The 23,589-nt window shown below is 42.5% G+C and carries 23 protein-coding genes, 1 other RNA gene and 1 pseudogene; 3 read left to right on the top strand and 22 right to left on the bottom strand.

The annotated features are described in order from the left end of the window. Positions 1–372: 372 nt before the first annotated feature. From MKZ04_RS05040 to MKZ04_RS21790, 17 genes and pseudogenes are all read right to left on the bottom strand, one after another. Positions 373–624 (bottom strand): hypothetical protein, encoded by a 252-nt coding sequence (locus MKZ04_RS05040; RefSeq protein WP_020451531.1) that lies wholly within the window; start codon positions 622–624, stop codon positions 373–375. A gap of 518 nt (positions 625–1,142) precedes the next feature. Further along, positions 1,143–2,276 (bottom strand): Rap family tetratricopeptide repeat protein, encoded by a 1,134-nt coding sequence (locus MKZ04_RS05035; RefSeq protein ID WP_167511155.1) that lies wholly within the window; start codon positions 2,274–2,276, stop codon positions 1,143–1,145. 60 nt (positions 2,277–2,336) lie between these two features. After that, positions 2,337–3,590: an MFS transporter gene (locus MKZ04_RS05030; RefSeq protein ID WP_035338621.1), complete on the bottom strand. Its 1,254-nt coding sequence runs from the start codon at positions 3,588–3,590 to the stop codon at positions 2,337–2,339. Between the two features lie 205 nt (positions 3,591–3,795). Beyond that, positions 3,796–4,215 carry an SMI1/KNR4 family protein gene (locus MKZ04_RS05025; RefSeq protein ID WP_025811516.1) on the bottom strand — a complete coding sequence of 140 codons (420 nt, stop codon included), beginning with the start codon at positions 4,213–4,215 and terminating at the stop codon, positions 3,796–3,798. After that, a complete protein-coding gene (locus MKZ04_RS05020; protein ID WP_026579688.1) occupies positions 4,215–4,601 on the bottom strand; it encodes an immunity 22 family protein in 387 nt (128 codons plus the stop codon). The genes MKZ04_RS05025 and MKZ04_RS05020 overlap by 1 nt, the downstream gene beginning before the upstream one ends. Before the next feature lie 192 nt (positions 4,602–4,793). Continuing rightward, positions 4,794–5,249 (bottom strand): DUF4274 domain-containing protein, encoded by a 456-nt coding sequence (locus MKZ04_RS05015; protein WP_026579689.1) that lies wholly within the window; start codon positions 5,247–5,249, stop codon positions 4,794–4,796. Positions 5,250–5,516: 267 nt separating this feature from the next. After that, positions 5,517–5,966 (bottom strand): SMI1/KNR4 family protein, encoded by a 450-nt coding sequence (locus tag MKZ04_RS05010; RefSeq protein ID WP_026579690.1) that lies wholly within the window; start codon positions 5,964–5,966, stop codon positions 5,517–5,519. Further along, positions 5,963–7,873 (bottom strand): T7SS effector LXG polymorphic toxin, encoded by a 1,911-nt coding sequence (locus MKZ04_RS05005; protein WP_212791707.1) that lies wholly within the window; start codon positions 7,871–7,873, stop codon positions 5,963–5,965. Before MKZ04_RS05005 ends, MKZ04_RS05010 begins: the two co-directional genes overlap by 4 nt. A 158-nt stretch (positions 7,874–8,031) precedes the next feature. Then, positions 8,032–8,592 (bottom strand): SMI1/KNR4 family protein, encoded by a 561-nt coding sequence (locus tag MKZ04_RS05000; protein WP_230459168.1) that lies wholly within the window; start codon positions 8,590–8,592, stop codon positions 8,032–8,034. A gap of 778 nt (positions 8,593–9,370) precedes the next feature. After that, on the bottom strand, positions 9,371–9,805 hold the full coding sequence (locus MKZ04_RS04995) for a DUF2243 domain-containing protein (RefSeq protein WP_020451523.1): 435 nt from the start codon (positions 9,803–9,805) through the stop codon (positions 9,371–9,373). A gap of 171 nt (positions 9,806–9,976) precedes the next feature. After that, positions 9,977–11,716, bottom strand: a complete 1,740-nt coding sequence (locus tag MKZ04_RS04990) for a hydantoinase B/oxoprolinase family protein (RefSeq protein WP_103748997.1) — start codon at positions 11,714–11,716, stop codon at positions 9,977–9,979. Beyond that, complete coding sequence (locus MKZ04_RS04985) at positions 11,713–13,191, bottom strand: hydantoinase B/oxoprolinase family protein (RefSeq protein WP_095290557.1); 1,479 nt, start codon at positions 13,189–13,191, stop codon at positions 11,713–11,715. The genes MKZ04_RS04990 and MKZ04_RS04985 overlap by 4 nt, the downstream gene beginning before the upstream one ends. Further along, on the bottom strand, positions 13,188–15,293 hold the full coding sequence (locus tag MKZ04_RS04980; RefSeq protein ID WP_080131398.1) for a hydantoinase/oxoprolinase family protein: 2,106 nt from the start codon (positions 15,291–15,293) through the stop codon (positions 13,188–13,190). Before MKZ04_RS04980 ends, MKZ04_RS04985 begins: the two co-directional genes overlap by 4 nt. A gap of 24 nt (positions 15,294–15,317) precedes the next feature. Further along, a complete protein-coding gene (locus tag MKZ04_RS04975; RefSeq protein WP_341045418.1) occupies positions 15,318–16,667 on the bottom strand; it encodes a cytosine permease in 1,350 nt (449 codons plus the stop codon). A gap of 32 nt (positions 16,668–16,699) precedes the next feature. Beyond that, positions 16,700–17,086: an OsmC family protein gene (locus MKZ04_RS04970; RefSeq protein WP_020451518.1), complete on the bottom strand. Its 387-nt coding sequence runs from the start codon at positions 17,084–17,086 to the stop codon at positions 16,700–16,702. A 2-nt stretch (positions 17,087–17,088) separates the two neighbouring features. Further along, the gene (locus MKZ04_RS04965; RefSeq protein WP_095290553.1) at positions 17,089–17,712 is read right to left on the bottom strand and encodes a TetR/AcrR family transcriptional regulator; all 624 of its coding nucleotides are present in this window, start codon (positions 17,710–17,712) and stop codon (positions 17,089–17,091) included. A gap of 298 nt (positions 17,713–18,010) precedes the next feature. Next, positions 18,011–18,133 (bottom strand): annotated as a pseudogene (locus MKZ04_RS21790) (hypothetical protein); the annotation flags it as partial. Positions 18,134–18,575: 442 nt separating this feature from the next. On the opposite strand from MKZ04_RS21790, the gene MKZ04_RS04955 reads away from it, so the two are divergent. Continuing rightward, complete coding sequence (locus MKZ04_RS04955) at positions 18,576–19,025, top strand: DMT family transporter (RefSeq protein WP_023857645.1); 450 nt, start codon at positions 18,576–18,578, stop codon at positions 19,023–19,025. Between the two features lie 21 nt (positions 19,026–19,046). Next, entirely contained in the window at positions 19,047–19,532 is a 486-nt protein-coding gene (locus MKZ04_RS04950; RefSeq protein WP_020451514.1) for a DMT family transporter, read from the top strand. A 147-nt stretch (positions 19,533–19,679) separates the two neighbouring features. On the opposite strand, the gene ssrS is transcribed toward MKZ04_RS04950, so the two are convergent. Further along, a non-coding RNA gene (ssrS, locus tag MKZ04_RS04945) (6S RNA) lies at positions 19,680–19,863 on the bottom strand. 159 nt (positions 19,864–20,022) lie between these two features. Between ssrS and MKZ04_RS04940 the strand changes: the two genes are divergently transcribed. After that, positions 20,023–20,784, top strand: coding sequence for an N-acetylmuramoyl-L-alanine amidase (locus tag MKZ04_RS04940; RefSeq protein WP_043054316.1), 762 nt, complete (start codon positions 20,023–20,025; stop codon positions 20,782–20,784). Positions 20,785–20,838: 54 nt separating this feature from the next. Here MKZ04_RS04940 and MKZ04_RS04935 read toward each other — a convergent pair whose 3' ends face one another. The 4 genes from MKZ04_RS04935 to sufU all read right to left on the bottom strand — a co-directional run bounded on the left by MKZ04_RS04935 (position 20,839) and on the right by sufU (position 23,521). Then, positions 20,839–21,813, bottom strand: coding sequence for a DMT family transporter (locus MKZ04_RS04935; RefSeq protein WP_050820876.1), 975 nt, complete (start codon positions 21,811–21,813; stop codon positions 20,839–20,841). Between the two features lie 7 nt (positions 21,814–21,820). Further along, a complete protein-coding gene (locus MKZ04_RS04930; protein WP_026579697.1) occupies positions 21,821–22,486 on the bottom strand; it encodes a GntR family transcriptional regulator in 666 nt (221 codons plus the stop codon). A 44-nt stretch (positions 22,487–22,530) separates the two neighbouring features. Next, positions 22,531–22,995 (bottom strand): Fur family transcriptional regulator, encoded by a 465-nt coding sequence (locus MKZ04_RS04925; RefSeq protein WP_026579698.1) that lies wholly within the window; start codon positions 22,993–22,995, stop codon positions 22,531–22,533. 94 nt (positions 22,996–23,089) lie between these two features. Next, positions 23,090–23,521 (bottom strand): Fe-S cluster assembly sulfur transfer protein SufU, encoded by a 432-nt coding sequence (gene sufU / locus MKZ04_RS04920; RefSeq protein ID WP_020451508.1) that lies wholly within the window; start codon positions 23,519–23,521, stop codon positions 23,090–23,092. Positions 23,522–23,589 lie beyond the last annotated feature (68 nt).

Genomic DNA, 23,589 nt, shown 5'->3' with positions numbered 1-23,589 from the left:
CTCTCACTTCAGAAATATCTGGAATCAATCGATTACCACATGAAACAGACTTATTTTTCAATAATGATGCTATGAGAGCGTCTCCGACATTATTCGCTAGATAAGACCCTTAGGCCAGTCAGTCTGAAGGTGTGCTGCGGCCGCTGTTCAGCTCTCCCCTGTAAACTGTGAAAAACTCATATTGGCGCAAGCATATTCTGATGGTGCCGATGAAAACTGTTCCAGCTTTGTTTTCATTGATCAACGAGAGGGGCATAAATAAAGAGGATTTGGACACAGAGAGGTGAAAGTAACTGATTTGGTTAATGAAAAAAATTCTGTCTCAGAAAGAATAAGAATACAAACGATTGAGACAGAATTTTGTCTTACGGTTTACTTATACACGTAGCAAGTTCCTTGTATAACCGTAACACATGTATATGTTTCATGATAAGATTTACCTTGGCTGTCTCTAAAGAAAACAGTTACAGTATTGTTGCCATTCCATTGGAATTGATAGGCGTCTGGATACTTGTCTCGAATCGGAGTTAAATCCGGCGCAGCACTTGCAGGTAATCCGGATACCAACAGAGCCCCAGCAACTGCAACCGCTCCCGCTACTTTTTTGAGTTTGTTTTTAAACATAAACACATCCCCTTTTCGTTTTGTTTAACTATTAAATGCTTGTCCATTTAATAGACACCTTGAGCTTAACACCAAAAGGATGAAAAAATTGTCAAATGGTGTAGAATTGAAAAATAATTCAAAAATAATACACATTTTTACAATTGATTAGCCATAACTTTAATCACTTTTCACTTAGGATTTACTTTAATTGCATTCCTCAGCATCAATCCTTCCATTTTTTCTAGAGGCAATTCTGGTGTTGGGAGTATATTTGAGAGCCGCTTCTTTACTGGCTTGAATATATTGGTGAAATCCGGAAAACTAATCGATATTTCAGAAATGAAAAAGACCAGCCCATAAACTCACAGTGAGTTTCACGAACTGGTCTCTTTTAAAGGTTCTATATATTAATTTAGCAGTCTCAGAGTTAAATTGCTACCCTGTCAGCAACATGATATGCTGTATTTGTTGATTGATCGTAAGAAGTGCCCAATAAACCAACTGCACCTAATAACAGAATAGAGCAAATTAGCAACTTAGCTTTCATGTACTGTCCCACTCCTTTGTATTTGTCTTCTTGCCTCAACTACTCTGCGGTAAAACTCAAGTGAATCATGTAGCATTTCTTTTCCTTGTAGAAGTTCTGCCGTGATGACTCCATACTCTTCTATGTCTGCATACATACCTTTTTCACTGAAGAACTCAAAGGAATCTCGAACTGTGTCAAGGTCAAATGATAAATACAACCCGTAAATCATTTTCAGCTTTGTAAGGAATTCTTGGTCCTCAAATTTTTGAGCCCATTCCATACCCTCAAAGTACCGATCTTCTGCTTCAATCCACTTCTCTTGTTTCGCTTTAACGTGCGAAATATTAAAGAGGGCTTTTGGCAAAAAGCTGTGCTTTTCATTTTTATAAAGTTCAGCAGCCATTTGAAAATGATTTTCTGCTTTGTAAAGTTCTTCAAGTTGATTATAACATATTCCAATATTCAAGTGTGAAGAACCAATTAAATAATCAACTTGTAATTCCTTTGCATCTGACAGTGCTTTGCTGGTATGCTCCAGGGCTTTTTCAGGATTCATTTTATCCAGCCAGTTACCAGTCATTAAAAATTGGCATTGTACTCTACGCTGTCCATATGTTGGCTGTTTTAAATAAATCTTATATGCATGATTAGCATAATACATTGAAAAATATGTTTGTTTCATATAGTAATAAATTTCTGACAATTTGAAATAAAATTCTGCCTTTTCAACATCATCGCTTTCAAATGAATTCAATTGATTTTCGGCATTTTGGTAGTAAGCTAAAGCATGAAGAAGTTCTTTCTGTCTAAAATGATACATTGCTGTGAAGAAATAGTAATAATATTCGAGCATACCATTCAAATTTCTCCCGCCTTTAGTCTTTTCCCTTAACTCTTCATAATGAACCTGTATATCTTTTGCTGCTTCTGGACAAATGTAATCCAACATCAGCTTATGACGGAATTCAAGCAATGAAAAATATATAAGGACATCCTGATTTTCTTCCATTATAGCGATCTCTTGTTTAACCTCAGATTTCATTTTTTCAGCTTCATCAACCCAGTCATTTTTAAGAGCTACATACCAATAATTCATTTTCGTTGCCACTAGATCATAAGGTATTACGCTTTTATATACCAAAATAAAAACCCCTTTTCTTAATCATTTTGAAATATTCGGCATTTAAACGTGTGAATTTTCTTACATTTTTAAACTTTCTTCTTTATCCCTTATCATGTCTGAACGATTGGTTTTACTTAGTTTCGTAAGAGTTAATATCGCCATTCCAGCTAGAATTTCAATCAGTCCGCCGAAAGCGATAACTTTTCCTGCACCAAAGGCAGCGGCTGCATAGCCGCTAATTAAAGCCCCTAATGGTACCATCACATGAGAGATCATTCTAATAACAGCAAATACCTGCGGCTGATCTTCATCTGCAACTGAGGTTTGAATAATGGTGTGTTCAGGTACGTTTATGGCACTAATGGTAGCCCCCAAAACAAATGCTGTGAGAAGAAGTAGTAATAAAACTGAATTCATTCCTGTTATGAAAAGTGCAATTCCTTCTATAATTCCAGCGGAGACAAACAATAGTCCATATCGGTTCACTCTTACTTTAGTTAAGATAAACCCCATTAAAAAGGCTCCGGTAGCTGTTGCTACTCTTATGAAAGAATGAATGACCGAACCGCCGCCTAAATCTTCTGACAGATAGATCGCTGAAAGCGCCTCCCAAGGAGCTGAACCGATATTCAACAAAATGCAGTATACGGCTAGCGGAAGCAAAATATGATGATTTCGAACAAGTACAAAACCTCTTTTTAGCTTTTTAAAATATGCGCCTTTTGGTTTCTGTTCCTGAGCCCCTTCTTCTTTCGAGCTAAATTTTATACACAGAACTAAACAGGCTGAAGCGATGTAAAATGGAAATATAATAAGCATTGTATAAGCAGCGCCTATTACAGCAATCAATATACCGCAAACCATTAACGAGACCAATTTTACAATTTGGGCTGAAGATTCTATGGTGGCATTAGCTTTTTGAATAAGTTCATTCTTAACAATTTGCGGAATCATGGAAATGGATGCAGGATCATAAGAAGCCCCAGTTGCCGAATGTATCAGCATTAGTGAAATAATGAACCATAATGGTGAAAATCCACTAAAATAAAAAATTGGAATGATCAGCATCAATGAAGCCCTTGTTATATCTGCGGAGAACATCCAGAACTTAAGAGTTTTTGGTTTCATAAAAGGTGAAATCAACGGTCCTATTAAAGCTTGGGGAAGAAGGGTGACAGCTATTAGCATACCTGTTCCGACAGCCCCTTTTCCATCTAAAATGAGAAACCACAAAATAGAAGTAAAAGCAAAGCTGTCTGCGGTTATTTTCACCATTTTAGAGACAAACAGAAAGGAAAAATTTCTTTGCCACACAGTGGAGCCACTATTCATTCCTCAAAAAATCCCCCTTACAAAAATCCCTCATTTTTACAGGTCTCTCACCAAAGCATATCCTATATTTGGTTTCTTGGTCAATGTAGGAGAGGAATAATTTAAGAAACATTAAGGTAAAAAGGGCTTTCACAATTAATCGTCTCCCTTCTAAAACAAAAACCCCGCCCTTTTTAGAGGTGGAGTTTTAAATCTTGGCTTTTCCTTACCAGTTATCTATTGCTTCTTGAAAACTGTCTTGTAAATAATCATCAAAGCTAGAATATCTTTCAATCTCCTTTTTGCTTATGTCATCCCACCTTATTACACAATGATTTTCTCCAGTATTGAGACAATAAACAAACTCGTCCACATTTTCAATAACTAAGTATTCCTCAGGTAAACCAAATTTTCTAAATCTTTCTGTAGCATCAACTACTGAAGCATATCCATTTCCCTCTACTCCTAAGACCTCAACTCCACATATTCCTCCTGAGCCATATGCTTTAACAAACTCTTTATATTGCCTTGGAAATTTGCATCCTAATTTCTCTTCAGCCCTCGAAATATCTTCATCGGGTACTGCTCCGAAAAAATCATCTTTTTCTATATATTCATTTATCATCATTGAAATTTGAGTATTCATTACATATATTTAACTGAACCTAAAAATTTAAATTCACCGCCACCAATAGATACCTTCTTTTTGACACCTTTATAGTCGAAATTATATAAGAGTACCACCGCATTATAATTTTTTGTCAGGTGCTCTCCACATACTGAAATAAATTCGGGGATAATCGTATGATCGTAAGAGAAGTCTTCTAATAATCGACTTACTGAGTTACTAGACTCTTCATAAAAATCTGCTTCACGAACAGACTCGTCATACCTTTCTATATTAAAGCTATGAGCAAATATTGAAGGAATAAAATCACCATCTTCAGTATAAGAAGTTTTAAGAATCTTTTCTAATTCTTCTGGAGAACTGATACTGCCTACCCAAAGTGATACAAACTCTTCTTTTTGCATAAAGCTACCTCCTCTTCTATAGCTGCGCCTTTAGTGCCGACGACAGACGTAGCAACCATTCCGGTAGCCATATTTAAAACATCTCACCCGGCTTCTTCCCAAAACGCCTATAATTCCGCCCTATTCCTTGCTGGGTTTCTCCAATTTGTTCAAAAACCTTGAAAGGCACTGCCGTTCAAGGTGAAAAACGCATCAAATTTTTGGAAGTTCAATCAAAACCCCTGGTGACTTATCAAGTAAAGCATCGGGAATATGCGGGTTATTTTTTTTCAACTTAAACCTATGAACCCTTGTTATTTCAGGATCGAATGAAATATTTTGAGAATTAAACTGCAAATTTATAAGCTTTTGATATGTTTGAATTAAAAAATCCTTCCATTCTTCTAAAGCAGATGCTGAAACATCGTCTGGGCTTTCGAGCATACGATAACCGTCTGCATAATGGAACATTAATAACCCCGTACCATAATCGCAATTTTCATTCTCTAGAATTGCTTTTGGAACTTCAAAACCACTATTCCAATTATAATTCGCTGCAAAAACGTGAAGAATAACAGGGTTTTCAATATTTCTCATCACTCTTACTAGATCGTCTTTATCTGTATTATAAAGCAGCTCCTCGAGGAACTTAATATCTTTCTTATCCAATACTGTTTTACCTCCTAACAAAAACACTTTAAATATTAGACCAATTGTTTAAGCTTTCTCCTTCATAATAAGTTCCCTTAGGGAGCTTATTATGAAGGACTATTTGAATTTAAATACTGTTCTAAGAACCTAATGTTATTTTCATCATTAGGAAAATTGCATAGATTTCAGACCACTTCTTATATGAAGATGATGTCCATCTCGGATTTTTCTCGATTTAAACAAAAAAGCACCCAATCAAAGATTAAGTGCTTGAGATTTAATATATTATTCTTCCTCGTACCAATCTTCTTTAGCTTGATTTAAATATTCCCATAAAAACTCAAGGAAGTTAGGAGCCTTTTGGTGATCATATCCGCTTTGATAAACCCATGTAACTACAGGACATTCTCCGTTATCCATTTTTTGTGTATCTAAGCAATAAGCAAATGCATCTACATCAACGACTACTACAATGTGATTTGGTAAGTCGTAGAGCTCCCTATAGTCTTTGGTGAACTCTACGACTTCCGGGGATACAAGTCCATGACCCAATATTTCGACGCCAAAAGAGCCACCTGAGCCATAGTTTCTTAAAAACCATTTATAACTTTCAGGAAGAGTGGTTTGTAAGTCATTTTCAATTTTTTTGATTTTTTCCTCATTAATTCCTCCTGTAAAATCATGGGGAGTAGCATGTTTGTTTATAAAGTCTATAATTAATTCTTTAGTATTCATTGAGATCCACCTTTCAAGCTCTTTTCATATTGTTCAGCTCTCCACATCCAGTATTTTCTTCTGAAACTATCGTATTGTTGTTGCAGTTCAGGATTATTTCTAAAGCTATCCCCCTTCTCCACTAACTGGTGCAGTACTTTATGGTATTTTTTATGAGTGGTATGAAGTATCTCCAACATCGTCCCTGGCTCTTTTTGTATTAAATGATGTAAATTAATTGGTTTGCCATCTTCCCCAATGGGCGCTTTTCCGCTTTTCATTAATTCTAAATTAGTTATATTTTTATTTGGATGCTTCATGTTGAAGTCAATGTTTTTAAGTTGATAAATTCTTCTGTCAACATCTTTCAAATTTCCTTTTGGTTTTACTTTACCTTTAACTTCAACTGCATTGTACTTTTCTTTATTTAACCATGGTACTGAGATATTACCACCTGTAAACGGTTTTCTGCTTATATCAGAGACTTTCTTCGCAAACTGAATAAGACTGTCTTTTATATGCTCCCCATTAAGTGCATGATAAGGAACTTTACCCCCGCCTGCAAGCTGAACTTGCGGCGCAAAAGGGTTGTGTATTTGAATTCCTTTTATGTTTGAAGCGACCCTTTGCATCGATTTCTTGAAAGACGCTACGCTTTTTTCCAAAGCTTGTTTCGATACTTTTTTAGAAGCTTTAGTTGCTTTGGCAGCGACCTGCCCTACCTTCCCCGCTTTGGCGGCTTTTGCTGCTTTGTCAACGCCTTTAGAGCCAACAATCGATGTCCCGACCATTCCAACGGCATAGCTAAACCATCTGGCTTGGGTGTAAGAATCACCATTGACGACATCTCGTTGATACGAGTCTTCAATTCCTTTTTTTATAATATTGAATGTGACATCAGGATGATGAAGTGTAAAGTTAATGCCCTCAATCGTTTCGTCTGCGTGAACGACCATGTCCCATAGGCCTACCGCAGTATCGACGACTGCATTTTTGAGTCCTTCAGCACTTCCTTTAATTGCGTTGCCAAAATCACGAGCGCCTTCAATTTGATTGAAATATCGCTGTTGCCAAGGGGAAAGGTTTTCGTACCCAATTTCCGCAGCCATCTCGTAAAACTCTGAAGCTGTTGAAAAATTGTAATCATCAAGCTTCTCCTTTAGTTTAGCAATTTTATTATCCTGTTTGCTAACCTCGCTAACTTCTTTTTCAAGCTTCGATCTCTTGTCCAGCTTATCCATCATGACGCCCATCGATGTGTCTTGGCCACCACGCAAAGCATCTATCTCATCTGGTTTTAAAATCGAGCCTTTTTGATAGCCGGTAATTTCAATTTTAGGCCCTGTGTACATTTTTTCAAGCCTGGTTATGTATCTCTGCATTGTTTCCAGGTCGTTTTCAGCGGTTTTAAGAGCATTTGTCTGTTCCCTGTCGAACGTATGCAGCTTTTCAATTGTCTGATTGATTTCCTTTAAGGATTTCTGATTCTGTTCATGAAAGTCGCTGTCGTTTAAATCCGGCAAATCAACAATATGGCTGACTTTTGAGATCGTGGCGTTTGATTTAGACACCAGGTGTTTGGTTGTTCGATCGGCTGCATTCAATCCTTGTTCTAGCTCGTGCTCAAGAAAGTTTTGCGAAATAAACCCATTATGGTTAGGTTCCAGAGAATTCAACGCGGTTTTCATTTTCTTCAGCGTGGAACTGTATTCCTCTATGAAAGTATCATAGAACTGTAGAAAAGGAGTGTGGCATTCCTCGTAAAAGGCGCGGATCGCGTCGCCGCCTTTTCCTTTTAAAGCATCATCAAGTGATGCGATTTCCTCAACGCTTTTTTGGACTTTGGCGATTTCGTCTGATTGATGTTTTAATTGTTCCAGCGTTTGATCAATGGCTTTGTGCAACGCCTGCACGTCCAAAGTCTTCATGGCACTCTCCTCTAATACTAAAGTTACAATCATTTTAGAGTTTACCACTTTATAGAAGGGAATTGGGGAATAAATCCTGATCACCCATGAAAATGAATCCTTAGAATTAGGATGAATAACCTGTTCGAATTCAAAAAAGACGACCAGAAATCGGGTCGTCATATTCTATAATAATTCTCCGCTGTGTAATATCTCCACTCCCAAAATGGCTGCCCATGACACATAACATATCGGTCTAAAAATATCTCAAAATTTAAATCGAGAGGCTTATACTCAAGACCATCCTCAAGTAAATAAAGGTAGTTGGGATCTCCTTCCTTGAGCCTGTCTCTGTCAATCATTAGATCGCACTCTTCCAGCAAATGTCCAATTGGAATACCGCTAACATCCTCATACAATTCTTCATCTTTTAGTTCTGTGTCGATTTCCTTGATGTTAAATAAATGCAGACCTCCGCCAATATTCACTCCATCTAAAAGACTATCAAAAATTCTAGCTCCATTATGTAGAGTTAAAAATTTTTTATAATCATCAGGAAGAGATAATTGGTGATGTGTTTCGAAAGCTCGTATATCGCTTTGAGAGGCTCCGCTGCCAGAGAATGTGACAAGAGCATCTGTAATTTCACCTTCAGAGCCAAGAATCCTAATGACTCCATTTTGATCTAATAAGCTCTTTAAACCATGCACGGTATTCTGAACAAAACTTGTCAAGTGCATCCCCTCGCATTTACAGATTATTTATTTCTCCAACAACATGAATCTTTCTTATGAGCATCTATTTGAAGAGGAAGCAAATTGTTCAGGATGTCGTAATCATCACAAGTTTGTCTTTTAAGGATTTCCAATTACCGTATTATGTGAATTCGGAATAATTAAGGTTATTTTATTTAAAAGTTTAGGGTACACAGCAGCAAACCAATAGCTGCATGAAACAGCCTCCTTGCAAATCTAAACCCGACTTTCACTTGAACAAAAGGTACAGTCTTATCCTCAAATGTTTCCTCTGAGGCACAACTAAATCACTCTAGAAATATAATATCTTTTATTTCCGCTCTAAATCTTTGCTTTTCACTTCCTTTAATATCTCCCTAAGCAACTGTTGAGTTTCCTCGTTTTGTTTGCGATTTATCTTGTTTTCCTTTACCAATACGATCATGTAACATAAAAATAAAATGATAGCGGAAAGGATAAGCTAATTAGGCAGCAGCACACTTAACATTTTATATGGAAACCTCCTATTAAAAGATGGCAGTCAAACGATATAGACACCTTTTTCCATTGAATATGTGAATCCCCTTTTTGCTTGAGTGAACAGTTGCACTTTGCCGCTCTTTAAAAACTTGTTACATAAAACGAATTCTTCAAGCGGCGGTCACTGATCATATCAACTTTTAAAATGGAGTTTTTTATTTCTTCAAATTTTGACAAAAACAGGGCAGGTCTTGTTGAAACCTGCGCTTTCCCGAGAAATAATTGTGCGAGTCAAACCAATTTTTCATTTCTGTTTGCCTTTTCTGTAGATCAGCCATCCGGCCAGAATGATCAAAAGGCCTGATGCGTCATAGGCAAGGTCGAATAAGAGGCGGTTCGGGCTTAGCGGGTTGACGTGGTGAATCTGAAGAAGATGATGATTGATGATGCCCTCGAGGAAATTAAACCAGCCCGCTCCCAGCAAAGAGGCTCCCCAAAAGATGTGTTGCGGCCGGCTGCTGCTCAAGTCACCTCTGTTCCACAACAGGATCCCGCCGATAAAAAGAATGACGAGCGAAAACAGATGAAACAGTCCGTCGCTCATAATTTGGTGAGAGCGGTCTGTGTCCATGTACACGCTGTGCCATTGAAGCAATTGGTGAAAAACAATGCCATCGATCATGGCGATGATACCCACACCGAACAGAAAAGGTCCCCAAAACGCTTTTTTGTTTTTCATATGATTTGTCCTCCTTTACTTGCTAATCTGTTATGTACCCGCCGGCTTAAAAGATCAAACCGGTTATGTTTACATTCTCTCCTGAAAGCGATTATCCTCTTTTTACCATATGAGTATTTAAAAAGCTGATCCGAAAAGGTGTCTTCATTCCTTTCAGATCAGCTTTTTTATTTATGAAAGGCGGGAAGCCCGCACACGATTTGTTTCCATTTCATTAATGGTAAGTGTCTCAGGGTCAATCACGACACCGTAATCTTGCAATGCTGATTCAATTCTGACAAACTCGTTGAAGACGTCGTCCAGCACCTTTTCGGGTTCACGTTCCAGCGGATTTCCCCAGCCTCCGCCGCCTGCACGGTAAAATTGGATGATGCCGCCCGCAGGCATTTTGACTTCAAAAGCCGTTTCCTCGATCTCTTTGGCTTCGTCTGTTCCATACCCGACGATCACCTTGTTGCTTGGTGCATCGCCAGCTCCGCAGAAGCCTTTTGTTGTATTTCGGACCCCTGCCATCATGACGCTTGTGCGGCTTTCCTTTAAGTGCTGGATCTGAACATCCAACCCGGGGGTGCCTCTCCATCGGCCTGCTCCCGTAAAATCGCTCGTATATTCATGCTTTAATACACGGCTCGGGTATTGAACTTCAGTCATTTCAATAGATGGCAGAATAACTCCTGTCATAACAGGCGGATAAAGCCCCCATCCGTCCGTTTCGTATGCAGCCCCCGCACCGCCGGTATAGCCGTAAAAATTCAGGTTCACCCACGGCTTCCCGTCGTCGTATTTTCCGTGGGAATAAGCGAGAGGAAGCTTATGGGCGTTCACTCCGACGCGTTTTGGCGCACATTGGGAAATGGCCTGGAGAACAGCCTCGGCTATTTCTGCTCCTACGCACGCAGTTGCGTGTCCGCACGGTGCCGGCAGCTGCGGGTTCACAACTGTTCCTACAGGTGCAGTTACTGTTACCGGATTCATATATCCTTCATTGATCGGAATATCCTCATCACAGCAAGTCGAAATACCGACAAAAGCAAATGAAGTCGTATTTGAAAGCGGGCTGTTGATGAAGCCCTTTACTTGCGGAGAGGAGCCGGTAAAGTCAATGTGAAGATCGCTGCCTTTGACGGTCACCGTTGCGCGAACCTTAATATCGCGGTTGCCTTGAAAGTCGTGGTCAGCAAATGTTTCACCGACATAGGTGCCGTCCGGCCAGCTGGTGATTTCATCGCGAACCCTGTTTTCTGTATATTGAATCCGGTTGTCAATGGCCGTAATCACCTTCTCGGCGCCATACTTATCCAGCATCGTTTGGATTCGGGAGGCAGCGACCTTGCATGCCCCGATCATCGCGTTTAAGTCGCCTTCAAGCCAATGGGAAAGCCTGTTGTTTGCAACAATTAAATCGAATACATCCCTGCGCTTTTCTCCCCGCTCATAAATTTTTAATGGCGGAATCCGCAGCCCGTCATGCCAAATGTCTTTTGAGCGCGGATTGTACCCTCCGGCAACCGGCCCTCCATTATCGGCCATATGGCTTCGGACAGCAGGAAGCAGGATCGGCTTGCGATTATAAAAAACCGGCATGACGATCGTCCAGTCAAGGCTGTGCGAGCCTCCATGATACGGATCATTCACCAGGAGAATATCTCCGGGATGAAGATCGTACCGAAAAGCGTCCAATAAATGGTCAACTGCGCCTACTACCGCATAAAGGTGCAGCGTACAGCCCGGGGCTTGCGCGACAAGGCGCGATTTTTTGCCAGAAAGGTCAAAGACGCCCGTCGTAAAATCGTGTGCTTCGTTAAACAATGGTGAACGGGCCGTTCTCGTAACAGTGGCGCTCATTTCCCTGGCAACCGCATCAAGGGAACCGCCGACCACCTGTGATAGAATAAAGTCCTGATTAATCATAGCAGCTCCTCCTTTTGAGAGTACGTAAAGACGAGGAGCTCGCCTTTTTTCACATGTTGGTTTACCGTGCTTTCATAAAAGATTTCGTCACGATCTCCCGTTCTTGACAGAGACCCGTATTCTCCCCTTTCACTAAAAGGCAGAAGAAGGTTGAAATAAATATCGTCCTCCTGGTTAAGCAGAGACACTTTCATTTCCTCCCCATTGTCCGTCCACTCCCGGGAAACCATTTTAAAACCGTGGTAAAGCTCCAATTCCTCTGCAGAGACAAGCATCCGTTGACCAAATAAAGCAGGCGGCCCGAAGCCTTTTGAAGCTGATGGATACCCGGGCGCCAAAACGATTGATTTCGTTTCTGCTTCCGCGCCAAGCTCCGGATAAAAAACGGCCTGCGGACCTGTCCCGTAAATCGGCGGAAATTCTTCATTCGTGCTTTGTCCGTTTTGAATGGCTTTATATACCGCTTCAGCGATGAAATGGCCGGTAATGCTTGGAGCTAATGCTGTCGCTGCAGGAAATTCCGGATCCAAAATCGTACCCAGCCTCGTCTTCGTTTGAAAAGGTTGAAGCGTTCCTTCATTGATCGGTATTTCATCGGCAATTCTCGCCAGGAACGGCCAAACGGCAAACGCCTTCGTTAAAGCGGCAGGCGAATTAACCGGCTTTACGGATTGTACCGATGATCTGCTCAAATCGATTTCAACCGCATCGTCCTTCTTTGAAATTTGCACATGAATTGTACTCTTGCTTCCTTCGGAAACTTCAAACTCCTGGACAGCGCTCATTTCTGTTTCAGGCAGATAAGAGACATGGTGCTCAACCCTTTTGCGGCTGTATTCAAACATGCTGTCGATCGATTCGGTCACTGTTTTCTGGCCGTAGCTGCCAAGAAACGTTTTCAATTGCTGTTTGGCGCCATGCAAACATGTATACATGGCTTCCAAATCCGCTTTAAAAGAAGCGGGCACCCGGCTGTTTGATAATAAGAAACGAAGAATATCGGTCTGTAGAACGCCTTGCTTATAAAGCTTAACAGGTGTAATTCTGATATTTTCCTGCCATACTTCAAATGCATCGGGATGGAATCCGCCCGGATACTCGCCGGCCAAATCGATCATCTGAGCGCGGACAGCGGGGAAGAGTACGAGCTCCCCTTCAAGAAATAACGGCGCCGCCATGGTGAGCGACTGTCCTTTCGTTCCGCCGCTGTATGGATCTGCGACGAGCAACACATCTCCATCTGCGATATCAAATGAAAAATAGTCGAACAGATTTTCCACGCTTTCTTTTAATGCGAACAAATGTTCAGGCTCATATTGATGTTGAACCGCGATTTTCAGCTCATTCGTAAAAATCGCTGTAGCAAATGCCCGGTCTTGCGAAAGCAAAGGGGAACGGGAGATTCGCTGCAAATTATCCCCGATTTCTCTGCCGATCGATTGCAGCTTGCTATAAAGAATTTGAGCTTGGATCATGCATTTCCACCTCTAGTCGTCTGCTGAGAGTGCTTTACTTCAATGACACAGTTGCGGTAAGAATCGATTAGAGCCTCATGTCCCGGATAAACAACAATGGTCGTACCCCATTGCTCAATGATGGCCGGACCGACAATCAAGTTGCCCGGCTCAAGCATTGATCCGTTGAAAATAGGCGTCCTCGTCGGTTCGATGTCAAAATACATATCGCGTTCACCTGTTTTCGCTTTTGAAGGGTCCTCCTGCTCAAACGGCTCCTCTTTAAGCTTTAACGGCTCTCTGACGCCAACCAGGTCAAGGCGGAGATTTAAAATTTCAATGTCGTGCTCGGGATCTTTATGGGCAAACATTCTTTCATGAAGGTCATGGAAATCTGCCGCCGTTGCTTCAAGATTCAATTCTGTAATCCTCCGCGTCCTCGATTTTACCGGTACGGTTACTTCATGGACTTCCCCGGCGTAGCGCATATCGATAAAGCGGCGGGTTTCATATTGATTGGTGACCGACTGGCCTCCAAGTTTTTCGCGGGCCGTCTGTTCCATCTTTTCAAAATCGGCATTCATCGCTTGCAGGTCAACGTTTTTCAGACTTTCAAAGCGCGTCCTGAGCTCCGTTACTTTAAGGTTTGCTGCCACATCGCCGAGCGCACAGAAGACCGGGGCAAGGGACGGAACAATAACGGTTTTAATGCCGAGGTCTTCCGCCTGCTTGCCTGCATGGATGGCTCCGGCGCCGCCGACAGCCATTAGGGCGAAATTCCTTGGATCATGACCCCGTTGTGTCGTCACAAAGTGGACTGCATTTGACATATCGCTATTGACGATTTGTGAGATTGCAAGAGCGGCTTCCACTGTCGATATTCCGAGCGGTTCGGCAATTCGTGTGCGGATCGCCTTTTCAGCCAGTGAACGGTCAAGCTTCATTTCTCCACCTAGAAAGTTATCTGGGTTAATATAGCCTAAGAAAACATTCACGTCCGTAACTGTCGGTTCTTCTCCGCCTCTTCCGTAGCAGGCCGGCCCCGGATTGGAGCCTGCGCTTCGCGGGCCGACTTGTAAAGCTCCGCCGCTGTCAATCCAGGCGATGCTTCCGCCGCCGGAGCCGATCGTGTGAATATCCATCATCGGCAGGGCAACCCGGTATCTGCTGATCCAGTTCTCAGTCGTGATCGCCGGATTTAACTTTTCGATAACCGAGACATCGTAGCTTGTTCCGCCCATGTCTACGGTAATGACGTTCTCGTAGCCCGATTTTTCTCCGATAAAGGAAGCAGCCGTCACTCCTCCGGCTGGACCTGAGAGAAGGCCTCCTGCGGCAAATTTTCCGCTTTGAATGACATTTTGGACCCCGCCGTTAGATTGCATGACAAACAGTTCTCCGGCAAATCCGTCTTCGCGAAGCCGTTCGTCAAGATGGTTCAAGTAGCTTTGCATGGAAGGGCCGGTAAACGCGTTGACAATGGTCGTGCTCACCCGTTCAAATTCCCGAATCTGCGGCAGCACTTCATACGATAACGATACAAACATGCCGGGAGCTTCCTCTTGAATAATCTCTTTAACGCGGACTTCGTGCGAAGGATTCATGAAGCTGAACAGAAAGCATACAGCAATCGCCTCGATCCCCTCTTGGATAAACCCTCGGACTGCCCGGCGGACGGCTTCTTCATCAAGCTCAGTTACGACATTTCCTGTATGATCCAGTCGTTCAGGAATCCCCACACGATATCTTCTTGGGACAATTTGATAAGGTGCTTCCAAGCGCGGAGAAAACACGCTTTCTTTGTACGCGCGGCGGAATTCGATTTCGTCCCGAAAGCCTTCCGTTGTGAGAAGCCCCACCTTTGCTCCGTTATATTCCAGCAAAGCGTTAGTGGCAACTGTTGTTCCATGGACCACTAATGGACTATTGGCTAACAGGTCCTTTACGTCTATTCCGATGATTTCAGCCATTTTTTTAATTCCGTTCATGACACCATCAGACTGATCAGGGGTTGAAGGCGTCTTCGTCGAAACCATTTTCCCTCCCTTGTTGACAGCCACTAAATCTGTAAACGTCCCGCCGACATCAATTCCAAATACCCATTGGTTTTTTTCATTCATCATTGAAAACCTTTCCTCCTTATCCGCTTAAAAACCAGACGATTCCTCTGTCGCTTCTCCGATTTCGTAACGGAGATTTAATTTTGTGAAAATAAATGTAAAAACGATATAAATCAAAAATGCAAGTACAGTAGAGTTAATCGGTCCGATGCCGAATGTTACCTTTGAAGCGGTAAAACCCCCGATGATCACCGAAAGAATCGCCGCAACATTCAGCTTCGAATAAGTTGTTCCAGCCCCGAATCGATATTGTTTTTTCTTGATGACAGGTGCTGTGATCCAATGATCTGCGATCATCACGCCTGCGATCGGCGGAACATACAAACCTAAAAATGTTAAGAATGGCACAAACATATTCTGGACACCTAATAATGCAATCATGATGCCGATCACGCCCATGATCGCCACAAGTGCTTTCTTAGGAATGTTCACAACATTGCGAAGCCCCAGAGATCCGGTATACAAATTGTTATCATTCGTCGTCCACTGTGCAAAAACGATGATGAAAAATGCCAAAAATCCAAGTCCGAGCTTGCTCATCGCGGCAGGAATATTCGGTGTTGACCCGATATCCGGAACATTCGCAGCAATGGCCATTGCCGCTCCTGCAACAAGACAGAAAACACCTCCAAGGAAATAACCGACAGACGCACCTATTCCTCCTGAAACCGCTCCTTTTGCATATCTCGTCACATCAGGAAAAACAACCGCACCCAATGCAGCATTTCCAACTACGATTGTAATTCCGGCAAATATCGTCATAGGGTCCCCTGTCGGATGAAACGTCAGCAAGTTATGCCAGCTTCCAGAATAATTGACAGCACTCACAATGCCCCATATAGAAAAGATGACGACTAAAGGTACAGCGATAAAGCTTAAAGCGGCAAGTCCGCGATATCCTATAAAAGCGGTAAGGATCATTAAAATACCGCCCCAAACGATGGCGACTTCAGGCTTCGCAAGCCAAACACCCGGAAACATTTCAGAAATGGTCGTGCCGAAAAAAGCAACCTGCCAGCCAAACCAGCCGATTCCCAGCGTCAGCGCCAAGACGATTCCAAAAAGGCCCGATCCGTAGCGTCCAAAAGCCTGACGGGCAAGAACGGTTGTCGATATTCCGTATTTTCCACCCATTACACCTTGAAAAAAGCCATAGACCGCAAGAATCAGCATACCTAAGACGGCAGCCAAAACGGCGTGCGCAAAATTCAATCCCTGGATCAGCGCTCCTCCAGTCACAATCGTCGACAATGAGATAATCCAGGCACAGCTTGTAATCGTAATGTTAAAAATCGATTTTCTTTTATTTTCAGGCACTGATGTAACAGCAAAATCATCAGCATTTGTATAGGAAGGTTTTTTACTGTTGTTTTCCATTTTCATGCTCCTTCGTTTCATCATGTAGGTTGTTACACCATATTCGTATCAATCGTTACCCCTCGTTTTAACGTATTGCCGATTGTACATGCCCTTTCAGCAGAGGTGATTAATTTCTTTTTATAGTCGGTCGGAAGATGCTCGGGCAATTTGACGCTAACCGTACATTTTTCAACACGGGACGGGCCATCGGGCGCTTTAGCAGCGGAAACAGAAACTGAAAATTCATCCTCCTGCACTTCTATGCCGTCCCTTTCAAACATCCTTTGCAAAGAAATGGTGATACACATCCCTAATGAAGCTTCCAACAGCTCAATCGGCGAAAGGCCGTCTGAATTCGGAGTGAAAGACCCCTTGGCCTGCATACCGGCTTCATGAAAAATCCCAAACTCTCCATTTGTTTTTTGGATAATAGACAAATTTAATTCCTCCTTTGGCCAATCAGCCCGAAAAATTCAAAATGAACCAATTCTTCAGTCATTTCATCAACTGAAAACTTAGGGACATAATTCAGATCATGCTTTGGTCCAAACAGCCATTTTGATAGTGTGCCCATCACAAGACTTGTTAACATGGTGGCCTGCAGATCAGTATTATGGGAGGAATTTAGCATGCCAAGCTCTGTAGCCCTTTGGATGTTCTTTTTAAATGCTTGTTCAACACTGATCAGCGCCTCTTCGATTGCCTCCCTGATTTCCGGATCGGCGCCTTGTCCCTTGACTAATAAAAACGTCATTAAGTTTCGGTTCTCCTGTGCAAACGTAAAAATTCTTTTCATAAGGGCTGTCGTGGATTGGATCATATCATCTGTAAGAGCAAACGTCTGCCTGTAGCCTTGATGAATGGCTGCAAGAAGGTTTTCTTTCCCCTTGTCTATGATTTCCTTGGCGATTTCTTCTTTGCTTTTGAAGTGCCAGTAAAAAGTTCCCTGTGCAACGCCAGCCTGTTTTACGATGTCTGATATTTTTGTCGCATGATATCCTTTCGTAGCAAAAATCTCAAGCGCGATATGTAGCAATTCCTCTCTTGTATCCGTATTTCCCAAGTGTTTTCCTCCTTACCCGGAATCTCGATTGACAAGTCAGTCAGTTTTAGGGTCGTTATTCCTATTGGATTTGTAAGAATAATCTTATACAATGTTCTTTTCCTAGTCAAGTTGCTAACCTTTCCATTTTTCGCGCAATTACAAAATATGAGCAAAGCAACACCTCTATTTCATTCTTTCATCCCCCTCACGGCCACTGGATCAAACGGCTTTTGGTTTATTTTTTCAAGAGATTTACAGTTTCATCGACTAATTCTAATAACGTTTTTTTATGATGTGATGATGAAACTTTTTGACAATCTAATTCCCGCAGCCTGGAATAAATGTCTTTCCGCTCATTTTGGAGTTCGCGTATGGCTTGTATCTCGGCATTGTTCAGTTGTTCCAGTCTTAATCGGAGCGCCTCTCTTTCGTTGAACACGTTCCCACCCCCTAACAAAATATTACTTGTAGTTTATAGGACTTTTTTCAGTTTAACAATTCTTCTTTCATGAAAATTTGCTTGTACGATTTGGATGAGCTGAATTTTGCCGGGATTCCAACTTACTTTTTATGGAGAGATTTTACGGCTTTGAACACGAGGAACCGGACTTACAAAAACCAAAGAGAACTCAGCCGGAGTCCTCTTTGGTTTTTGTATCGCTACATCGCCTTATTGAATCTCAAAATCTTCTTGAAACATGATTTTCAAAAAAGAAAAACATGATATAGATACAAAGCTGCAAATTTTGAATTCTTTTCATCAATCAGCACTTGCATCATGAACTCCTTTTCGCCAAAATACAAAGTGTCCCTCAAAAACAGCAAGACTTTCAGCTTTGAAATAATCGTTCCAATTACCGCAAAAAGGAGTTTTTAAAAATATGATCATTTTAATACTTATAGCCGGGATTTTGGCCGGAATGGCCATTCCTGTTCAAACCTCAATTAATTCACGGCTAGGCATGAAGATCGGGTCTCCTTACGGGGCGGCGGCCATATCTTTTTTTGCCGGTACGCTTATCCTGGTCATTGTCGCCTTAGTGACAGAGCGCCATTTTTTGTCTATCATCGGACTTCTCCCTTCCATCCCCTTGTGGATCCTCATTGGAGGCGGATGTTTAGGCGTTTTTTATTTAACTTCAAATATTTTGTTGCTTCCGCGTCTTGGATCAGCACTGACAGTTGTCGTCACTTTGCTTGGACAGATGGTGATGGCTCTGGCCATCGATCACTTCGGATGGTTTCATATTCCCGTTCATGAATTAAACTTTCCTAGAATCATCGGCATTTTGTTCATCATCTCCGGGGTTTTCATTATCAAAAAATATTAATAGCAAGGGAGTTCATCAACGATGAAAAACAACACTATGAACGTTTTTCTTTACATGATGCTCGGGCTTTTTGCCGGAATGGCATCACCGATTCAAACATCTATTAATTCAGAGCTGAGAAATGCTCTCCAATCACCTTTTATCGCTTCACTTATTTCGTTTTTGGTTGGAATGGTCATTCTTCTCTTTCTTACGTCGATCATTGAACATCGGCGGTTATTTCATTTAAACAATTTACATACAGCAAAAACCTTTATCACGGGCAGCCCTTGGTGGCTCTGGACTGGTGGAATACTTGGCGTCATCTTTATCACATCCAATATTTTGCTTTTGCCGATTGTCGGAGCGTCACTTACTGTTGTTTTGGCTTTAAGCGGCCAAATGATCATCGCCCTCATCATCGATCATTTTGGCTGGTTCGGAACCCCCAAACACCGCTTAAATGTGCAGCGCATGCTGGGAATTGTCCTGATGATCACGGGAATTATCATCATTCAGCATTTTTGATGCCAGTCATTTTTGCACCTTCTACCTTTAAAATGAATAAAAGGGCGGTGTCCGCCCTTTATTTACAGCAAGTTAGTTTACATAAAACATTTACAGTAAACCGATTTTAAGCAAATAAAAAAAGCCATTTTATTCAAATGACTTAAGTGAAGTGCTGCAATTGCCGTATGCAAGTAAGAAAGTTTTAAACCACACTCCTCAAAGTGGGTGTCTGCAGAAACGTTCCTGTCGTCCTTTCGAGGAAGGCATGACATTCCGGTTCCGATATAAAACTCCCTATTACAGCTTAAAGGTTAAAACTTAATTATCATTACGTACAATGCAGCGTAATTGAATTATATGATAAAAACATTAAAAATGCAACCTCTTGCCTGAAGAGAATATGACGCTCTATAATAAGTTGAATATTTACAAAATTCTGCAATATCGTGGCGTTCGTACAACCCTTCATGTCCATCTGTTCATAGACTGTCTATTGAGGTGATGTCTTGTGGTAAAAATTTTTATCGATCCCGGCCATGGGGGGACTGATACAGGTGCTTCAGCTAATGGTTTGCAAGAAAAACAGTTAACATTGCAAACCGCCTTGGCTTTAAGAAACATGCTGCTGAATGAATATCAAAATGTTTCAGTCCTGTTGAGCAGGACAAGCGACCAAACCGTCAGTCTGACGCAACGCACGAACGCCGCGAACAGCTGGGGAGCGGACTACTTTCTATCGATTCACATGAATGCCGGGGGCGGGACAGGTTTCGAGGATTACATTTATCCCGGCGTCGGCGCACCTACCACCACCTATCGGGATATCATGCATGAAGAGATTTTAAAAGTTGTCGATTTCAGGGATCGCGGCAAGAAAACGGCCAATTTTCATGTTCTAAGAGAAACAGCCATGCCCGCACTCCTTACGGAAAATGGCTTTGTAGACAATACAAGCGACGCCGAGAAACTGAAGTCTTCCGCGTTTATTCAATCCATTGCCAGAGGACACGCCAACGGACTCGCAAGGGCATTTAACCTTTCCAAAAACGCAGCAGCTCTCTATAAAGTGCAGATCGGCGCTTTCAGGACCAAAGCCAATGCCGATTCGCTTGCCGCTCAAGCGGAAGCGAAAGGGTTTGATGCCCTTGTGATTTACAGGGACAGCCTTTACAAAGTGCAAATTGGCGCTTTTTCTTCAAAAGAAAATGCCGAAGCGCTCGTTCAGCAAGCCAAAAACGCCGGATTTGACGCTTTCATTTACCAGGAATAGGGACAATCATCAAGAAAAGCCCGCGATCTGTCTCGTATAGATCGCAGGCTTTTTTTATGCTTTTGCAGCTTTACTTTGAATCGCCGGCTTTTGCGTTTGATTCGATGCATGGCTGTTCAACACCATTCCGATAATCACAAGTGCCATGCCGCTCCATGAGATGGCACCAGGAAGCGGACTTGAAAGAAGCAAAATTTCACCAGCGGCAGCAAACAGCACTTCAAACGATTGTGTGGCCTCGACAGCCCCTAATTTTCGCATATCCCCTTTTACAAGATCGGTTGCGGCAAAGAACAGCACAGTTGCGCATATTCCGGAAAAGACAGCCACCAAACCTGACTGAATGACTTGTCCCCGGCTGGGCGCACCCGCCGATGCCAGCCCGTACAGTGAGAGGATCAGCCAAAACGGAAGGCTTGCCAACGTCATCCCCAATACCCGCTGATAAGCATCAAGGCGCCCGGCGCATGCTTCCATCATTTTTCTGTTCCCAAGCGGATATGCAAATGAAGCCAACATAACCGGCACGACGCACAGCAGCATCTCATGCAAAGAAAGCTGTGCCGCATGCTCAGCCTGCATCAGCGCCACCCCGATTAAAATGATCAACGACATCGCCAGCCCTTTACAGGGAATTTTGCCCCTCATCTGTACGGGACCTGTTTTTGTTTGGATGGTTTCGTAAAAAAGCGGCGCCATAAGGGAGCCGGAAATAATCGTGATTTGCCATGTTCCTGCAATCAGCCAGCCCGGCCCGTAAGCCGCCGCAAAACAGAGCGGCGCATAAAAGAGGCCGAAGCCGACGATGCTCCATCTCAGCCAAATACCCGGTGCTTTTTTGATTTCCTGAAAAAGTTCTTTTACGTTCCCCCTCAGCCAAACAATGACAAATAAAAGAGGCGCCATAAAGATAAATCTTAGCGATGCGCTCCAGATCCAGCTTCCCCCTTCAAGCTCCATCGCCCTGTTTAAAACGAATGTAAAAGCAAAAAAGAAGGCTGCAAAAACGCCCAGTATAATCGGCCTCACAATCCCCTCACTCCTTTTCCTGATGTCCGGCCAATCGGTCTCCGAGACTGAGCCAGTTTTCCTCGGCAAGCTTGATGGCCGCATTCCGATCCCCCTGTCTGCAGGCATCGATGATGTTCTGATGCTGTTCGACAGATTTCAAGCTGCCGATCGAGGAAAACTGCGACATCTCAAGGCGGTAAATTTTTGAAGAAATTCTCTCCAATGCCCGGGTAATTTCCGGGTTTTTTGATGCTTGTAAAAACACCTCATGAAAAGCAGCATCCGATTCGATTGCTTCGATAATGTCTTCTTTTTGAATCGCTTGCTGCAACGTTTGATTATGCGCCTCCAGTTGATCAAGGTCTGAATCCGTTAAAAAAGGAAACGACAGCTTGACAGCCAGCGCATGCAGTGCTGCAGTGACTGTAAAAGCATGTTCAGCTTCCTCGCGATTTAACGGTGCTACACGTGTTGCTGAACCCGGAACAGTTTCAACAAGTCCTTCATCTTCCAGGCGTTTGAGCGCCTCCCTGACAGGTGTGCGGCTGATGCCAAACTGCTCTGCAAGCTCCTGATCATGCAAGCGCTCCCCCGGCTTTAGTTCCAAATGTACGATGGTGCGCTTCAGCGTTTGATACACTTCTTCCCGAAGCGAAATTCGTTTGATTCGTTTAATGTTATTTTTCATCATAAAACCAATATATCGGATTTTGGTTTTATGCACAACCAAATTTTTTATCTAACCCCTTTCTCTTTAGCGGCGTATTTTCTTTTCGCCTGGCAATCTTTGCAGATGCCGTACAGTTCCAATCGGTGATGTGTCACTTTAAATCCGGTCAGCCGTGCCGCAATGTCTTTTACTTTCTCCAGTTGCGGACAATGAAAATCGACGATTTTCCCGCATACTTCGCATATGACATGATCATGTTCCTCTAGAGCCAGATCAAAACGAAGCGGATCGGTAAACCCCATTTCTTTTATAAGGCCCTCTTGTTTAAAATAGCGGATGGTGTTGTATATCGTCGCTGTACTGACGGCAGGATATATCTCCCTCAATGATTGTTGAATTTCAGCTATTGTAGGGTGGTTCCTGTTGGCTAAAAAATAATGGTAGATGGCCAGCCGCTGCGGCGTCATTCGAATGCCTTTCCGTTTAAGCTGCGCCATCGCTTCCTGCTTTACATTCGTTTCGTTTTCCATACCTGTTTCGTCACTGCCCCTTTTTTCCCTTGAATCTTCCGATATTCTTTGCCTGGCTGCCTTAGAAACGGAGTGCTTTAGATGTGATGTTCATTTAATAAACGTTCTCCTTGATCCGATCGAGCGCCTGCCAAGGCATCAGGGCACAGTTATGGCGGGCCCGTAACGGATGGACGCCAATCAGGGAAACGGCATCTCCCAGCAGATCCTCTGCCGGTTCTTCTCCTTTTCTGATCATATTTTCCATCGCTTCACGCATTAGCCCGGCTTCTTTTAACGTCTTTCCTTTTATCAGTTCAGTCATGATTGATGAGGAAGCCATGCTGATGCTGCACCCATCTCCGATAAAAGCTGCGTCTTCGATCTTTTCATTTTTAATGTCGATAAACAAAGTCATCACATCACCGCATGTTGGATTTTTGTAATGGACGTAATACGCGCTGTGTTTATCGATTTTTCGAAAATTTCGCCTGTATCTTGCATGATCCATAATGACGGACCGATACAGCTCTTCCAGTTTTGGCATGAAATGATGCTCCTTCCCTTTTAAACAGTTGTATTTTGGTTGAAAGAACAAACGGATTTAGTTATACT

The sequence above is a fragment of the Bacillus sp. FSL W7-1354 genome (assembly GCF_038002405.1).
Lineage (GTDB): Bacteria > Bacillota > Bacilli > Bacillales > Bacillaceae > Bacillus > Bacillus paralicheniformis.
The sequence above is the reverse complement of the archived record's forward strand: the minus strand, read 5'-3'. Positions and strand labels throughout refer to the sequence as shown.

Coding starts and splice junctions, on each gene's coding strand:
- MKZ04_RS05040 (WP_020451531.1), bottom strand. CDS start 624: ATGTTTAAAAACAAACTCAAAAAAGTAGCGGGAGCGGTTGCAGTTGCT.
- MKZ04_RS05030 (WP_035338621.1), bottom strand. CDS start 3,590: ATGAATAGTGGCTCCACTGTGTGGCAAAGAAATTTTTCCTTTCTGTTT.
- MKZ04_RS05025 (WP_025811516.1), bottom strand. CDS start 4,215: ATGAATACTCAAATTTCAATGATGATAAATGAATATATAGAAAAAGAT.
- MKZ04_RS05020 (WP_026579688.1), bottom strand. CDS start 4,601: ATGCAAAAAGAAGAGTTTGTATCACTTTGGGTAGGCAGTATCAGTTCT.
- MKZ04_RS05010 (WP_026579690.1), bottom strand. CDS start 5,966: ATGAATACTAAAGAATTAATTATAGACTTTATAAACAAACATGCTACT.
- MKZ04_RS05005 (WP_212791707.1), bottom strand. CDS start 7,873: ATGAAGACTTTGGACGTGCAGGCGTTGCACAAAGCCATTGATCAAACG.
- MKZ04_RS05000 (WP_230459168.1), bottom strand. CDS start 8,592: ATGCACTTGACAAGTTTTGTTCAGAATACCGTGCATGGTTTAAAGAGC.
- MKZ04_RS04995 (WP_020451523.1), bottom strand. CDS start 9,805: ATGAAAAACAAAAAAGCGTTTTGGGGACCTTTTCTGTTCGGTGTGGGT.
- MKZ04_RS04990 (WP_103748997.1), bottom strand. CDS start 11,716: ATGATTAATCAGGACTTTATTCTATCACAGGTGGTCGGCGGTTCCCTT.
- MKZ04_RS04985 (WP_095290557.1), bottom strand. CDS start 13,191: ATGATCCAAGCTCAAATTCTTTATAGCAAGCTGCAATCGATCGGCAGA.
- MKZ04_RS04980 (WP_080131398.1), bottom strand. CDS start 15,293: ATGATGAATGAAAAAAACCAATGGGTATTTGGAATTGATGTCGGCGGG.
- MKZ04_RS04975 (WP_341045418.1), bottom strand. CDS start 16,667: ATGGAAAACAACAGTAAAAAACCTTCCTATACAAATGCTGATGATTTT.
- MKZ04_RS04955 (WP_023857645.1), top strand. CDS start 18,576: ATGATCATTTTAATACTTATAGCCGGGATTTTGGCCGGAATGGCCATT.
- MKZ04_RS04950 (WP_020451514.1), top strand. CDS start 19,047: ATGAAAAACAACACTATGAACGTTTTTCTTTACATGATGCTCGGGCTT.
- MKZ04_RS04930 (WP_026579697.1), bottom strand. CDS start 22,486: ATGATGAAAAATAACATTAAACGAATCAAACGAATTTCGCTTCGGGAA.
- MKZ04_RS04925 (WP_026579698.1), bottom strand. CDS start 22,995: ATGGAAAACGAAACGAATGTAAAGCAGGAAGCGATGGCGCAGCTTAAA.
- sufU (WP_020451508.1), bottom strand. CDS start 23,521: ATGCCAAAACTGGAAGAGCTGTATCGGTCCGTCATTATGGATCATGCA.